General features: G+C 65.0%; 20 protein-coding genes. 7 read left to right on the forward strand and 13 right to left on the reverse strand.

Annotated elements, in window-relative coordinates; genetic code table 11:
• The 6 genes from ruvB to ABC969_RS10245 form a co-directional block, all read right to left on the reverse strand.
• Window positions 1-728 (reverse strand): Holliday junction branch migration DNA helicase RuvB (gene ruvB, locus ABC969_RS10220; RefSeq protein WP_345864644.1); only part of this gene is annotated, 728 nt, incomplete at its 3' end.
• Window positions 721-1,044, reverse strand: a complete 324-nt coding sequence (locus ABC969_RS10225) for a type II toxin-antitoxin system RelE/ParE family toxin (protein ID WP_345864645.1) — start codon at window positions 1,042-1,044, stop codon at window positions 721-723. The genes ruvB and ABC969_RS10225, both read right to left, overlap by 8 nt.
• Window positions 1,019-1,270 (reverse strand): ribbon-helix-helix domain-containing protein, encoded by a 252-nt coding sequence (locus ABC969_RS10230; protein ID WP_345864647.1) that lies wholly within the window; start codon window positions 1,268-1,270, stop codon window positions 1,019-1,021. Before ABC969_RS10230 ends, ABC969_RS10225 begins: the two co-directional genes overlap by 26 nt.
• Before the next feature lie 54 nt (window positions 1,271-1,324).
• Window positions 1,325-1,915 (reverse strand): Holliday junction branch migration protein RuvA, encoded by a 591-nt coding sequence (gene ruvA, locus ABC969_RS10235; protein ID WP_345864648.1) that lies wholly within the window; start codon window positions 1,913-1,915, stop codon window positions 1,325-1,327.
• Between the two features lie 115 nt (window positions 1,916-2,030).
• Window positions 2,031-2,519, reverse strand: coding sequence for a crossover junction endodeoxyribonuclease RuvC (ruvC, locus tag ABC969_RS10240; RefSeq protein WP_345864649.1), 489 nt, complete (start codon window positions 2,517-2,519; stop codon window positions 2,031-2,033).
• Window positions 2,520-2,889: 370 nt separating this feature from the next.
• Window positions 2,890-3,633: a YebC/PmpR family DNA-binding transcriptional regulator gene (locus ABC969_RS10245; protein WP_345864651.1), complete on the reverse strand. Its 744-nt coding sequence runs from the start codon at window positions 3,631-3,633 to the stop codon at window positions 2,890-2,892.
• A 160-nt stretch (window positions 3,634-3,793) separates the two neighbouring features.
• Between ABC969_RS10245 and ABC969_RS10250 the strand changes: the two genes are divergently transcribed.
• Entirely contained in the window at window positions 3,794-4,438 is a 645-nt protein-coding gene (locus ABC969_RS10250) for a hypothetical protein (protein WP_345864653.1), read from the forward strand.
• Window positions 4,439-4,452: 14 nt separating this feature from the next.
• Here the strand turns inward: ABC969_RS10250 and ABC969_RS10255 are convergent, their stop codons facing one another.
• The 3 genes from ABC969_RS10255 to ABC969_RS10265 form a co-directional block, all read right to left on the reverse strand.
• Window positions 4,453-4,719, reverse strand: coding sequence for a DUF2312 domain-containing protein (locus tag ABC969_RS10255; RefSeq protein ID WP_345865148.1), 267 nt, complete (start codon window positions 4,717-4,719; stop codon window positions 4,453-4,455).
• 98 nt (window positions 4,720-4,817) lie between these two features.
• Window positions 4,818-6,143, reverse strand: coding sequence for a metal-dependent hydrolase family protein (locus tag ABC969_RS10260; protein WP_345864654.1), 1,326 nt, complete (start codon window positions 6,141-6,143; stop codon window positions 4,818-4,820).
• Window positions 6,144-6,314: 171 nt separating this feature from the next.
• The gene (locus ABC969_RS10265) at window positions 6,315-6,611 is read right to left on the reverse strand and encodes a DUF1244 domain-containing protein (RefSeq protein ID WP_345864656.1); all 297 of its coding nucleotides are present in this window, start codon (window positions 6,609-6,611) and stop codon (window positions 6,315-6,317) included.
• 71 nt (window positions 6,612-6,682) lie between these two features.
• Here ABC969_RS10265 and pyk point away from each other — a divergent pair, with 71 nt between their 5' ends.
• Complete coding sequence (gene pyk, locus ABC969_RS10270) at window positions 6,683-8,140, forward strand: pyruvate kinase (protein ID WP_345864657.1); 1,458 nt, start codon at window positions 6,683-6,685, stop codon at window positions 8,138-8,140.
• On the opposite strand, the gene ABC969_RS10275 is transcribed toward pyk, so the two are convergent.
• From ABC969_RS10275 to ykgO, 4 genes are read right to left on the reverse strand one after another with little or no spacing between them, the layout of a single operon-like run.
• Window positions 8,137-8,529: a type II toxin-antitoxin system VapC family toxin gene (locus ABC969_RS10275; RefSeq protein WP_345864659.1), complete on the reverse strand. Its 393-nt coding sequence runs from the start codon at window positions 8,527-8,529 to the stop codon at window positions 8,137-8,139. The genes pyk and ABC969_RS10275 overlap by 4 nt on opposite strands.
• The gene (locus ABC969_RS10280) at window positions 8,526-8,831 is read right to left on the reverse strand and encodes a type II toxin-antitoxin system Phd/YefM family antitoxin (RefSeq protein ID WP_345864661.1); all 306 of its coding nucleotides are present in this window, start codon (window positions 8,829-8,831) and stop codon (window positions 8,526-8,528) included. The genes ABC969_RS10275 and ABC969_RS10280 overlap by 4 nt, the downstream gene beginning before the upstream one ends.
• Before the next feature lie 45 nt (window positions 8,832-8,876).
• A complete protein-coding gene (locus tag ABC969_RS10285) occupies window positions 8,877-9,488 on the reverse strand; it encodes an HAD family hydrolase (RefSeq protein ID WP_345864662.1) in 612 nt (203 codons plus the stop codon).
• A 2-nt stretch (window positions 9,489-9,490) separates the two neighbouring features.
• Window positions 9,491-9,616, reverse strand: coding sequence for a type B 50S ribosomal protein L36 (ykgO, locus tag ABC969_RS10290; RefSeq protein ID WP_003046794.1), 126 nt, complete (start codon window positions 9,614-9,616; stop codon window positions 9,491-9,493).
• A 144-nt stretch (window positions 9,617-9,760) separates the two neighbouring features.
• Here ykgO and ABC969_RS10295 point away from each other — a divergent pair, with 144 nt between their 5' ends.
• The 5 genes from ABC969_RS10295 to ABC969_RS10315 all read left to right on the forward strand — a co-directional run bounded on the left by ABC969_RS10295 (window position 9,761) and on the right by ABC969_RS10315 (window position 14,040).
• Entirely contained in the window at window positions 9,761-10,384 is a 624-nt protein-coding gene (locus ABC969_RS10295) for a DUF4136 domain-containing protein (RefSeq protein ID WP_345864716.1), read from the forward strand.
• Window positions 10,381-11,499: a M14 family metallopeptidase gene (locus tag ABC969_RS10300; RefSeq protein ID WP_345864718.1), complete on the forward strand. Its 1,119-nt coding sequence runs from the start codon at window positions 10,381-10,383 to the stop codon at window positions 11,497-11,499. Before ABC969_RS10295 ends, ABC969_RS10300 begins: the two co-directional genes overlap by 4 nt.
• Before the next feature lie 94 nt (window positions 11,500-11,593).
• A complete protein-coding gene (gpmA, locus tag ABC969_RS10305; RefSeq protein WP_345864720.1) occupies window positions 11,594-12,280 on the forward strand; it encodes a 2,3-diphosphoglycerate-dependent phosphoglycerate mutase in 687 nt (228 codons plus the stop codon).
• A gap of 204 nt (window positions 12,281-12,484) precedes the next feature.
• A complete protein-coding gene (gene purE, locus ABC969_RS10310; RefSeq protein ID WP_345864722.1) occupies window positions 12,485-12,967 on the forward strand; it encodes a 5-(carboxyamino)imidazole ribonucleotide mutase in 483 nt (160 codons plus the stop codon).
• 8 nt (window positions 12,968-12,975) lie between these two features.
• The gene (locus tag ABC969_RS10315; protein ID WP_345864724.1) at window positions 12,976-14,040 is read left to right on the forward strand and encodes a 5-(carboxyamino)imidazole ribonucleotide synthase; all 1,065 of its coding nucleotides are present in this window, start codon (window positions 12,976-12,978) and stop codon (window positions 14,038-14,040) included.
• Window positions 14,041-14,161: the final 121 nt, after the last annotated feature.

Raw genomic sequence — 14,161 nt, forward strand, 5'->3', positions numbered from 1 at the left:
TGACCCCCACCAAGCCACGCCCCTCTGCGCAAAAAAACCCCCCCCCCATCTCGCAGCAGCCGCCCGGCGATGCGCGGCGTGCCGCGCGCGCGGCGGGCAATCTCCTGTGCACCATCGGGCGTGATGCCCAAGCCGAGCAACCCGGCGGCGCGGGTGACGACGCGGACCAGTTCCTCGACGGTATAGAAATGCAGCCGCACCGGGATGCCGAAGCGATCGCGGAGCGGCGTGGTCAGCAGCCCCTGTCGCGTGGTCGCGCCGACCAGCGTGAAGCGCGGCAGATCGATCCGCACCGAGCGCGCCGAGGGGCCCTCGCCGATCATCAGATCGAGCGCGCGATCCTCCATCGCCGGGTACAGCACTTCCTCGACTGCAGGCGCGAGGCGGTGGATCTCGTCGATGAACAGCACATCGCCATCTTCGAGATTGGTCAGCAAGGCGGCCAGATCGCCCGATTTGGCGATCACCGGGCCGGACGTGGCGCGGAACCCGACGCCCATTTCACGCGCCACGATCTGCGCCAGCGTCGTCTTGCCGAGCCCGGGGGGCCCAAAGAACAGCACATGATCCAGCGCATCGCCGCGCGCCTTGGCGGCGGCGATGAACACGCGCAGGTTTTCGCGCGCCGCCTTCTGCCCGACGAAATCGTCGAGAGACTTGGGGCGCAATGCGGCATCGACATCATCGGGCGTGCGCGCGGGAGTGAGGAGGCGATCAGTATCAGTCACGGTGTTCACCCATGGCGCGCGGCACATCTCTTGCCTGATGCAGGATGCGAACCACCACAATGCCTGCCGGATCGAGCTGGTAATAAATACGGTGCGATCGGTAAGCGTAGCTGCGGATGCCATCACCCAAATCACGCTCGGCAATGTCGATCAGCGGGCTCCCGGCGATGACCCCAAACACCTCGCGCAACCCGAGCAAGTAGGCGCGGGCGGCCGCCGCGCCAAAGGCCGATTTACTGTAAATCCGGATCTTGCGGAGATCGCTCAGTGCCCCCGGCGCCATCCGTGCGCTAGGCACGGAGATCGGGATCCTCATCGATGATCTCATCGAGCACGTCCCTGGGGTCGCGATCGATGACGCCCGATGCCAGCCCCTCGTCGATCATCGCCTTAAGCCATTGCCGATCGCCAGCCGCTTCCGCCTGGTCACGGCGCACCAGATCGCGCAGATAGTCCGCCGCGTCGGCATAGCTGCCCTCTGACAAACGCGCATCGACCCAGGTCTGCAAGGCGGGCGGCATGGAAATCGAAAGCTGTGTCATTGCTGAACTATATCCCTTCAGCATTGCCAGGCCAACGCCTCGTGCAAGGCGGCGTCACTTCGCCGCCTTGCGCAGCGCCAGCCGAACCAGTGCATCGAGCGTCGCGCCAGCGCCCAATTCCTCTTCCGCCGCGGCCACCGCGGCATTGGCCTCGGCCGGGCGAAAACCGAGATTGAGCATCGCCGACACTGCATCCGCCCCTGCCCCGCTCGGCGCGGGCAGGCCCGGCGTGCCCAAGGCGACGCCGCCGATCTTGTCCTTCAGTTCGCGCACGATGCGTTCGGCAAGCTTGGGGCCGACGCCGTTGGCGCGCGCCACCATCGCCTTGTCCTGCGCGGCGATGGCGCGGCTGAGATCGGTGGGTTCGAGCGCGGAGAGGATCGCCAGCGCGACGCGCGCGCCGACGCCCTGCACGCCGGTAAGCAAGCGGAACCAGTCGCGCTCGGCGGCAGTGGCGAAACCGACCAGGCGAATGAAATCCTCCGCCACCAGCATCTCGGTATGCACCATGCATGCCTCCCCAACCGGGCCGATCGCCGACAAGGTGCGCGACGACGCGCCGACGAGATAACCGACCCCGCCGACATCGATCACGGCATGGTCGATATCGGTCGCGCTGAGGATGCCTTTGAGATGTGCGATCAAGCCTAGCCACCATCCGTCATGCCGGGCTTGTTCCGGCATCCACCGGGCCGCAAGCGCGACGCCGGGATCCTATGCGGCACGGTGGACCCCGGAACAAGTCCGGGCTGACGGCCGGTTATTGTGGGATGCGGCGCGCGCTGGCCAGATGATGTGCGTGGCAGATCGCCACCGCCAGCGCATCGGCGGCATCCGCACCATCGATCTTCACGCCCGGCAGCAATCGCGCGACCATCGCATGGACCTGCGCCTTTTCCGCCGCGCCGGTGCCGACCACCGCCTGCTTGACCAGTCGCGCGGCATATTCGCCGGGCGCGATGCCGTGGCGCGCCACCGCGCACAAGGCGACGCCGCGGGCATGCGCCAGCTTCAGGGTCGATTGCGGATTGGTGTTGACGAACACTTCTTCGATCGCCGCCCCGTGCGGGCCATGATCGGCCAGCAAGGCGGCAATCATCGCATCGAGATGCGACAGGCGACGGGCGAGCGGCTCCTTGGTGTCGGTCTTCAGCTTGCCGTTGGCGAGATGCGACAGGCGGTTGCCCTCGGCGCGGATCAGGCCCCAGCCGGTCGTGCCGAGGCCGGGATCGAGACCGAGGATGATCAAGAGGTTTTCTCGCGAAGGCGCGACGGCGCAAAGGTCAGAAATAAGGTTGGTTCGCGCGGAGACGCGGAGGCGCGGAGATGGTGCGTGGGGGGCGAAGGCTGCGCGTTAGCGCAATGAGAAGCTTGCCGGGCAGGGGAGGAGAGCATCGGTCGCAGACGCGCAAGGAGTAGAGCTTCCTTCTTCTCCGCGTCTCCGCGCCTCCGCGCGAACCCACCTTCTTTTCTGCCTTTTCTGCTTCCCGCCTTGGCACCGTCGCGTGAAATATTATTCGACCAGCGCAAGTCGCGAATGGCGTGCCATGCACCAAGGGCGTCATTGACACGCGACTTCGCCCCAACCCCTCCCCCGAAGGGAAGGGGTCTAGAACTGATCAACCCAATTTCTCCATCACCTCATCGGAGATTTCGTAATTGCCCCACACCGTCTGGACGTCGTCATCGTCATCCAGCGTGTCGAGCAGCTTGAACAATGTCGCGGCATCGCCCTCGCCCACATCGACCATGATCTGCGGCCGCCAGGCGAGCTTGGCACCATCGGGTTCGCCGAGCACCGGGGTCAGCGCCTTGACCACTTCGTGCAGCGATTCGTTCGAGGTCCAGATTTCGTGGCCATCCTCGCTCGACGTCACATCGTCGGCGCCGGCCTCCAGCGCCGCTTCGAACACCGCATCGGCATCGCCAGCGCTCGCCGGATAATTGATCAGCCCCAGGCGATCGAACGCATGGCTGACCGAGCCGCCGGCGCCGAGATTGCCGCCATTCTTGGCCACCGCCGTACGCACGTTGGTCGCCGTGCGGTTGCGATTGTCGGTCAGCGCCTCGATGATGAGGGACACGCCGCCGGGGCCAAAGCCCTCATAGCGGATTTCCTCATACGTCTCGGCATCGCCGCGCGATGCCTTGTCGATCGAGCGCTGGATATTGTCCTTGGGCAGCGAGGCCGCCTTGGCCGCGTTGACCGCCATGCGCAGCCGCGGATTCATGTCCGGATCGGGCAGGCCCATCTTCGCCGCAACGGTGATTTCGCGGCTGAGCTTGGAAAAGAGCGACGAGCGCTTCTTATCCTGCGCACCCTTGCGGTGCATGATGTTCTTGAATTTTGAATGGCCTGCCATGATACTCTCTTCGGCGAGTTGATGGCGCTGCTCTTAGCCCCGTGACGTGGCAGATGCCAACCCGTCGAGCTTCGCCTCCGCCGCGCGAACCATACGATCACCTGGGCATCGAATTAAGCCCGCCTTGCATCGCGGGCGCCGCATGTCCAAAATGCAGTGAGTGACCAGCGGACCCGAACTATCACAGAGTTTTTTGCCGCAATTGGTGGGCGATGTGATCGTCGCCGCCGAGCGGTTGAAAAGCCATGACGTGGCAGGAAATCGGCGAGATCTTGTCCGCACTACATTTGCTGCGATCGAAGGCGCTATCTGGACGATGCGAGAAAGCGTCCGCGAAACGACGGCGGGTGTTGGCCTCCTCACGCCCATGGCCGACATGGCGTTGCGGGAACTAACCATACACGTTGATGACAAGGGACGTGTGATCGAACAAGTCCGATTTCTCACCCTACCAACGGTCATCCGGCTGACGATCAATCAAGCGCAGCTATTGGACGAAACTTTCCAACCGTCATTCGGCGACAAGGGTTGGCAGGATCTACAGATCGCCATCAAGGTACGCCACCGCATCACCCACCCTAAGACGACGTCTGACTTGATGATCGCCGACAGCGACTTGAGCGCCGTCAGATCCGGCTTCTCCTGGCTATTGGCGCTGGTCGAGGAAACGCTGCTCCGAACGCTCGTAGCGAGCAAAATGCACGTGAAGTTAGGGAGGGAATTGCTGGATGAGCTGAAGCGCGGCGACCCGGCCGCGCTTCAGCTATACCATCAAAAATTGTCCGAACCTGACCCGATCACGTAGGCAGCTGAATACGATCAGATCATCCCGAGCGCCTGCATATATGTCTCGAGGATCATCTCCTCCTCCTGATATTCTTCTTTCTTCTTCTTTCGGATCGATAGAATTTTCCGGATCGCCTTGGGATCGTAGCCACGGCTCTTCGCCTCGGCCATCACGTCCTTGATATCGTCGGAAATCCCCTTCTTTTCTTCCTCAAGCCGCTCCGCGCGCTCGATCAACAATCGCAGTTCGTCTGCCGCGACCTTGCCGCCACCCATTCCTTCGCCACGCACGTCGGTCATCACATTTTCCCTGAAAGATCGAAAGACCGCGCCACAGAATTGCGGCGCCTGGTCATTGAGCAGCGGCGTTTATGAAACGCACAGCGTACGATCAATCGCTATCTCGGATTGCCTACGGCGACCACCCCGCGGTGCATGACGAAACCGACATGCTCCAGCACGCGGACATCGTCGAGCGGCGAGGTCGCGACGGCGATGATGTCCGCCGTCTTGCCCACCGTCAGCGTGCCGATGTCCGTGCGCCCGAGCAGATCGGCGGCGCCGACCGTGGCGGCACGAATCGCCTGCATCGGGGTCATGCCGGCGCCGACCATCAGCGCGAATTCCTGCGCATTGTCGCCGTGCTTGGAAACGCCGGTATCGGTGCCGAAGGCAATCTTCACGCCGGCGGCGATCGCGCGTTTGTGGCTCGCCAGCATCGCCGCCGCCGCTGCTTCCGCCTTGGGGATCGTCGCTGGCGGCAAGGCGCCGCTGCGCGCCTGGGCGAGTGCCGCGACCGGCGCCATCTCGGTCATCACCAGATAGGCGCCCTTCTGCTTGAACAGAGCGATCGCTTCGTCGTCCAGAAACGTGCCATGATCAATCGAATCCACGCCCGCCGCCAGCGCCGCCTTGGTGCCCTCGGCGGCATGGCTGTGCGCGGCGACCTTGCGGCCCATGGCATGCGCGGTATCGATGATCGCCTTCATTTCCTCGGGCGTCATCGCACGACCGAGCCCGCCGGCGACATTGGACAGCACGCCCCCGGTGGCGGCGAACTTGATCACTTTCGCGCCCAGCGCGATCTGCGCGCGCACCGCGCGGCGGCAATCGTCCGGGCCGTCGCAGAGGTTGATCTCGGTCGCGTGCACCGCATCGGCAAAGGTTTCGGCCAGACCATTGCCGCCATCGCCATGCCCGCCGGTGACCGAGACCATTTCGCCGGCATTGGTGATCGACGGGCCTGCGACATCGCCGGCATCGATCGCATCGCGCAACGATCGCACGCCGCGCGGATCGCCGCCCAGATCGCGCACCGAGGTGAAGCCGGCCTCCAGCGTGGTGCGCGCGTTGACCACGGCGGTCATCATATCGTCGAAGCGATCGCGGTTGAGCGCATCCAGCCGCGCGCGCATCGGATCGCCGCCAATGCCCCACAGATGGACATGCGCGTCGATCAACCCGGGCAGCACGAACTTGCGCGACAGATCGACCAGCGTCGCGCCGGCCTCGGGGGATGAGAAGCCGTCGCGGATTTCCGCGATCTTGCCATCGCGCACGATGATCGTGCTGTTGCCGCGGGGCGTGTCGCCGGGGCGATCGAGCAGCGTGCCAGCGTGGATATAGGTGACGGCGGACTTCGCGGTGTTTGGCGCGGGCGCGGTTTGCGCGCTGGCGATCGTCCCGGTGAGCAGCGCGACCGCTGCGAGCATGCCGAATTTCATGAAAAGCTCTCCCCTGTTGCCGCCTGTGTCGCGCGAGCGAGGGGAGTGGGTCAAGAGCAGGGCCAACGCCACGAGCGTCACCCCAGCGCAAGCTGGGGTCTCATGCGGTTCTCGCCCCACGATTGCCGGTTGAGATCCCAGCTTGCGCTGGGATGACGGGTGGTGGGCTCTTCAGGCCGGGTTTTTCTTCATGCTCTCCGCCATCCGCGCGAGTTGCTCGGGCGTCGCTTCCGCCTGATGCTCGGCTTTCCACTGCGCATACGGCATGCCGTAAATCACTTCGCGCGCCTCGTCCTTCGTCAGCGCGCCATCCGCTTCCTGCGTCCATTCCGACAGGCAATTGCGGCAGAAGCCGGCCAGCCCCATCAGATCGATATTCTCCGCATCGTCGCGGTGGCGCAGATGCAGCACCAGCCGGCGGAATGCCGCTGCGGCAACCTTGTCGTCAATCGTCTCCAGCGTGGGCATTTTTGCGTCTCCAAGGTTGATCGGTCCGAGATAGCCATTAGAGCCGACGCGGCAAGGCGAGGACGATTTATATGACCAAGGCAATCAGCCCCCGCGCACGCAAGGTTCGCGTGCTGGCCACATTGGGACCGGCGAGCAGCACGCCCGAAATGATCGCCCGCTTGTTCGAGGCGGGCGCCGATGCCTTCCGCGTCAACATGAGCCATGGCGATCAGGAATCGAAGGTCGCGGTGATCCAGGCGATCCGCGGTCTGGAGAAGATCTATGGCCGCCCGACCACGATCCTGGCCGATCTGCAGGGCCCCAAGCTCCGCGTCGGCAAGTTCGCCGCGGGCAAGATCGAGCTCGTCACCGGCAGCGTCTTCACGCTCGACCGCGACCCGACCCCCGGCGACGCGACGCGCGTGGAACTGCCGCACAAGGAAATCTTCGCGGCGATCGAGCCCGATGCGCGGTTGCTGCTCGATGATGGCAAGCTCGTGCTGCGCGTCACCGCGCATGATGAGACTCGTATCGTGACGCGCGTCGAGGTCGGCGGGCCGCTGTCCAACAACAAGGGGCTCAACGTGCCCGACGTGGTCATCCCGATGGCCGCGCTGACGCCCAAGGATCGCAGCGACCTGGCCTTCGCGGTCGATCAGGGCGTCGACTGGATCGCCTTGAGCTTCGTCCAGCGGCCCGAGGATCTGGCCGAGGCACGCACGCTGATCCGCGGCAAGGCGGCCTTGCTAGCCAAGATCGAAAAACCCTCGGCGATCGACCGGCTCGAGGAAATCATCGAGCAATGCGATGGCGTGATGGTCGCGCGCGGCGATCTCGGCGTGGAATTGCCGCCCGAAACGGTGCCGCCGCTGCAGAAGCGCATCGTCGAGGTATCGCGCCGGCTCGGCCGCCCGGTGGTGGTGGCGACGCAGATGCTCGAATCGATGATCGTCTCGCCCTCCCCCACGCGCGCCGAAGTGTCCGACGTGGCGACCGCGATCTATGACGGCGCCGATGCCATCATGCTCTCCGCGGAAAGCGCGGCGGGCGCGTGGCCGATCGAATCGGTGGCGATGATGAATTCGATCGGTCAGGCGGTGGAGGGCGACCCCACGCATGGCGACCGCGTGCATTTCACCATCACCCGCGCCGATCCGACCACTGCCGATGCGCTCGCCGAGGCCGCCAAGAACATCGCCGCGACGATCGGCGCCAAGGCGATCGTGTGCTTCACCACGTCGGGCTCGACCGCCCGGCGGGTAGCACGCGAACGGCCCGGCGTGCCGCTGATGGTGCTGACGCCCAAGCTGGAAACGGCCCGGCGGCTGGGGCTGCTATGGGGCACGCACGCGGTGCACACGCGCGACGTCGATTCGTTCGAGGATATGGTCGCCAAGGCCAAGCGCATGGCGCTGCGCCACAATCTGGTGAAGGCGGGTGACAGCATGATCGTGATTGCGGGCGTACCGTTCCGCACGCCCGGCTCGACCAACGTGCTGCACGTCGTGCGCATCATCGGCGACGAGCTGAAGGGTTATTCGGCCTAGGCCGATATGGCCAGCGGATGATCGAGCAGCTTGGTGTCCCGGGTCAGGAGTTTGACGCCGAGATATTGCGCGTGGATCAGCAAGAGCTCGTCGAACGGATCACTATGCGACATCGGCGTGTTCAGCGCCGTTGCGCAGACATCCCCCGACAAGGCCAAGAGTTCCAGCCCGTAGCTGCCGACATAATCCAGCGCCTCTGCCGGATCGAGCAGATCCCTCAGACGATGCGGGCTGCGGGCGAACTTTTCCTGTTTGATCCGTAATTCCAGGATCGAGGCGGCCGATACCAGCAGGTCGCTGCGCGACATCAATGCCATCTCGCCACGCCCGATCTTCTTCGGTGCCAGCACGAGCCAAGACAAAAAATGCGTATCGATCAACAATCTCACGCAGGCGAGACATCCTTGTCGGATCTGTCGAAATATATCCCCCAGAATTCGCGGCTTGCTGCATCGTCATCGAAATCTTCGAGCCATTTTTCATCGCGCGGGAGATGGTCATATTTGTCCAACCCAAGCTTTTTCCGGACCGCCTCATTATGCTCGAAATCGAAGCCGATCTTCTTCGCCTTCGGCGGGCCAAGCTCTGCCACGGTCTTTCCGTTACGCGTGATCAGCACCTGTTCGCCGCGCTCTGCCGCGTCGAGCGCGTGGGCGAAATTGGCGCGGGCTTCGCGGACGGACATTTTCATGTGACCACTCCAGATTGTGTACGCATTGTACACAAATCGGGTGGTCTAGACAAGAATACCCAAGTCGCTGAGATCGCGCCGCAAGATACTGCCGTGGGAAAATTGCAGCCCAACCATGCCGACCGCTTCCGCGCCGGCAACGTTTTCCGGGCGATCGTCGATAAACACCGCTTGGTCTGCCAACAGCCCGAATCGCTCCAGTGCCAGGCGGTAGATTGCGGCGTCCGGCTTGGTCAGCTTTTCATCGCCCGACACAACGATGCCGCGAAAGCGATCGAACACGTCCGCTTCGCGCGCGCGGAACGGCTGCCAGAATTCTCCGGAGAAATTGGTGATGGCATAAAGCGGCACGCCCGCCGCATCGAGATCGCACACAAGGTCGCGCATCCCCGGCATCATGCCGGTGATGCTGTCGGCAAAATGCGATCCCCAGCGCGCGATCAGCGCTGCGTGCTGGGGATGCGCGGCGGTCAGCTCGGCCGAAGTCTCGGCGAACGGGCGGCCGGCATCGTGCTGGAAATGCCACTCCAGCGTGGTCACATCGCGCAGGAATGCATCGAGCGCCCGATCATCGATCAGACGCTCGTACAGAACCCGGGGGTTCCACGCATACAGGACGTTGCCGACGTCGAAGACGACGGCAGACGGCCGGGGCAAGATCAGCCCTGGCGTGCCTTGAAGCGCCGGTTGGTCTTGTTGATCACATAGGTGCGACCGCGACGACGGATCACGCGGTTGTCGCGATGGCGGTCCTTGAGGGACTTCAGGCTGTTACGAATCTTCATGATCTGAATCGCTTCTTGATTCTGGTGTTCGGAAATGACGTGTTCGCCTATAGTCGGGGTGACATCAAGTCAACCCGCGCGGCCCACGGATCGTCGCGCGGGATAGAGCGTTACACCATCACAACAAGATTCCCCAGGCGGAGCATGAACACGATGAAATTTGCGGCATTAGGGTTGGCATTGGCCGCGGCGACGCTCGGCGCCTGCACCACCACGACGACGAGCGGCCCCGTCGATGTCACGCGTTTCCATCTCGGCGCGCCGCTTGAGCGTGGCTCGGTCACCGTCGAGCCGCTGCCCGGTGGTGCCGGCCCCAGTCTTGAATTCCAGACCTATGCCGATGCCGTGCGCGAGCAATTGCTCGCCTCGGGCTACACCGCCCCCGCCGCCGGCCCGGCGCAATATCTCGCCGTGGTGAGCTTCACGCGCGCCGCGCGGGAGATCGAGCCGCGTCGCTCGCCGGTATCGATCGGTCTCGGCGGCGGCGGGTTCAGCGGCGGCGGGCGCCGCGGCGGTGGTGGCGTGGGCCTCGGCGGCGGCATTTCATTCCCGATCGGCAAGGCCAAGGCGCGCGCCGCGGTGGCCACCGAACTGGCGGTGCAGATTCGCCGGCGCACCGACGGTACGGTGATCTGGGAAGGCCGCGCACAAACCGATGCACTCGATACTGCGCCGGAAGCGCAGGCCAATATGGCCGCGGGTAAATTGGCCCGCGCGCTGTTCCAGGGCTTTCCGGGTGAATCGGGCCGCACTATCACGGTAAAATGAGCATCACCATCAACGCCGCCTTCGATGGCGGCAATATCGATCTCGTCGCCATCACCGGCGACATGGTCGATCTAGCCATTCGCCGCGACCGGGAATCGGACTTCTTCCAGTGGTTCTATTTCCGTGTCGCCGGCGCGGCGGGCCGCACGCTGACCTTCCGCATCGTCAATGCCGGGCAATCGGCCTATCCGATGGGCTGGCCCGGTTACAGTACGCGCGCCTCGACCGATCGGCTGGCCTGGCGCCAGACGCCGACGCGTTATGCCGATGGCGCGCTCGAATGGGACTGGACCGGCTCGGACGAGCTCGTCTGGTTCGCGTATTTCGCGCCCTATACGATGGAGCAGCACGAGGCGCTGATCGCGCGCACCGCGGCGCTGCCCGGCGTTACGCACCGTGAACTGGGCGTCTCGCTCGATGGCCAGGCGATTGATTGCCTGACGATCGGCAACGGCCCCAAGCCGGTATGGCTGTATGCCCGGCAGCATCCCGGCGAATCGATGGCCGAATGGTGGATGGAAGGCGCGCTGGAGCGGCTGACCGATGCCGCCGATCCGGTCACGCAGGCGCTGCTCGCCAAGGCGACGTTCCACGTCGTGCCCAACATGAACCCGGATGGCACGCGGCGTGGGCATCTGCGCACCAATGCCGCGGGGGTGAATCTCAACCGCGAATGGCACGCACCCACGGCCGAGCGCAGCCCCGAAGTGCTGTGCGTGCGCGATGCCATGGACGTAAGCGGCGTGGCCTTCGCGATGGACGTGCATGGCGACGAGGCGATCCCGGCCAATTTCTTCGCCGGGTTCGAAGGCATCCCCAACTGGTCCGACACGCAGGGCGAGAAATTCTATGATTTCGGTCGCCGGCTGGAAGCGCACACGCGCGATTTCCAGACCGCGCAGGGCTATGGCAAATCGGCACCGGGCAAGGCCAATCTCAGCATGTCGACCAATCAGGTCGCCAACCGCTTCGGCGCGCTGGCCTTCACGCTGGAAATGCCGTTCAAGGATCATGATCCGAACGCGGATGCCGAATTCGGCTGGTCGCCCGCGCGCAGCAAGCAGCTGGCGCATAGCTGCCTCGAAGTGCTCGCCGACGTGATCGACGATATCTGACCGTCCCCCCAGCGAAAGCTGGGGTCTCGCGGTAACGAAGCGCCCTAGCGGCACGAGATCCCAGCTTCCGCTGGGATGACGAAGAAGGAAGCCCATGCCCACCCTAGTCCTGATCCGCCACGGCCAGTCCAGCTGGAACCTCGAAAACCGCTTCACCGGCTGGTGGGACGTCGACGTGACCGACAAGGGCATCGAGGAAGCGCGCGCCGCGGGGCGCCTGATGGCGGAAAAGGGCCTGGATTTCGATCAGACCTTCACGAGCCTGCAAAGCCGCGCGATCAAGACGCTCAATCTGGCGCTGGAGGAAATGGGGCGGCTGTGGCTCCCGGTGGAGAAGGATTGGCGGCTCAACGAGCGGCATTATGGCGGCCTCACCGGACTCAACAAGGCCGAGACCGCGGCCAAGCATGGCGATGCGCAGGTGCATATCTGGCGCCGCAGCTTCGATATCCCGCCCCCGCCGCTCGAGCCGGGCAGCGCCTATGATCTGTCGCAGGATCGCCGTTATGCCGGCATCATTATTCCTCAGACCGAGAGCCTCAAGGACACGATCGCCCGCGTCCTGCCGTATTGGGACGGCCGCATCGCCCCGGCGCTGAAGGACGGGCAGCGCGTGCTGATCTCGGCGCACGGCAATTCGCTGCGCGCGCTGGTCAAGCATCTGTCGGGCATCCCCGATGACGAGATCACCTCGCTGGAAATCCCCACCGGGCAGCCGATCGTCTACGAACTGGACGCCGACCTGAACGCGACCGACCGCTATTATCTGAGCGAGCGGTAGGCCCCTATCCCAATCGTCACCCCGGACTTGGTCCGGGGTCCACCAAGCGGCATGCGATGGCCGATGATGCCGATCGTCGAGATACCGGCACGGCAGACCCCGGACCAAGTCCGGGGTGACGACGGGGTTCGACCGGGTGGGCGTGTGCTCATGCAACCCCACATCGCCGTTGCCCTCGCCCCCCGCCCCCGCTAACCGCACATCATGACGCACCCCCTTGTCGGCATCATCATGGGCAGCACCTCCGATTGGGAGACGATGCGGCATGCCGCCGAGGCGCTCGATGCACTCGCCGTCCCGTATGAAACCCGCGTCGTCTCCGCGCATCGCACGCCGCAGCGCTTGTACGATTATGCGCTGCACGCCGATGATCGTGGCCTCAAGGTGATCATCGCCGGGGCGGGCGGCGCGGCGCATCTGCCGGGCATGGCGGCGTCGATGACGCATCTGCCGGTGCTGGGCGTGCCGGTCGAATCCAAGGCGCTGAAGGGCATGGATAGCCTGCTGTCGATCGTGCAGATGCCGGGCGGCATTCCCGTCGGCACGCTGGCGATCGGGCCGGCGGGCGCCAAGAATGCCGGGCTGCTCGCCGCCGCGATCCTCGCCACGTCGGATGCGATCCTGGCCGAGCGATTGAAAGCCTGGCGGCAGGCGCAGACCGACAGCGTGGCGCTCGATCCGGCATGAAGACCCCCATGACGGTGTTGCCCCCGGGCTCGACGATCGGCATTCTGGGCGGCGGCCAGCTCGGCCGCATGCTGGCCAGCGCGGCCGCCGAGCTCGGCTATCGCACGCATGTGCTGGCGCCCGACCGGCAGAGCGTCGCCGCGCAGACGGCGTCCAGCCTCACGCGCGCGGATTATCACAACCGCATAGTGCTGCGCGATTTCGCCGCCGCGTGCGACGTGGTGACCTACGAGTTCGAGAATATCGATGTCGTGCCGGTCGAATGGCTGGCCAATTACGTGCCCGTCCATCCCGGCCCCAAGGCGCTCCGCGTGTCGCAGGAGCGCGTCGCCGAGAAGACCTTTGTCGAGGGGCTGGGCGGGCGCCCGGCGCGCTGGGCGGCGGTCAACAGCCGCGACGAGCTGGAGGCCGGGCTGGCGCATACCGGCACGCCCGCGGTGCTCAAGACGGCGCGTTTCGGCTATGACGGCAAGGGCCAGACGGTCATCGCCACCGCCGCCGACGCCGACGCCGCGTGGGAAGCGATCGGCGGTCCCGCCGTACTCGAGGCGTTTGTCGACTTCACCCACGAATTCTCCGTGCTGATCGCGCGCCGGGAAGATGGCGCGGTGGTGCGCTATCCGGTGCCGCATAACGTGCATGAAGATGCCATCTTGCGCCGCTCCACGCTCCCCGCCCCCGCCGTGGTGCTGGCGCAAGCCGAGGAGGCGAGCGATCTCGCCGTGCGCATCGCCGAGGCGCTCGCGTATGTCGGCGTGCTGGCATGCGAGTTCTTCGTCGGGGCCGACGGCCCGGTGTTCAACGAAATGGCGCCGCGCGTGCACAATTCGGGGCATTGGACGATCGAGGGCGCGGTGACCTCGCAATTCGAGAACCATATCCGCGCGATCTGCGGGCTGCCGCTGGGCGATACCGCGCTCTCCGCGGGCAGCGTGGCGATGGACAATCTGATCGGCGAGGATGCCGAGCGCTGGGCGGAGATCCTGGCCGAGCCCGGCGCGCACCTGCACCTGTACGGCAAGGATCTGCGCCCGGGGCGCAAGATGGGGCATGTGACAAGGTTGAGCCGCTAAACTCCTCCCCGAGCTTGCCTCGGGGAGGTGGCACGCGCAGCGTGCCGGAGGGGTAGGCCACACCTGCAGCGCTGGCGGTAAGTACCCCTCCACCACCCGGCTGAAAAAGCCGGTTGGTCCC

Origin of the sequence: Sphingomonas qilianensis (assembly GCF_039614825.1) — a bacterium.
GTDB lineage: Bacteria > Pseudomonadota > Alphaproteobacteria > Sphingomonadales > Sphingomonadaceae > Sphingomonas > Sphingomonas qilianensis.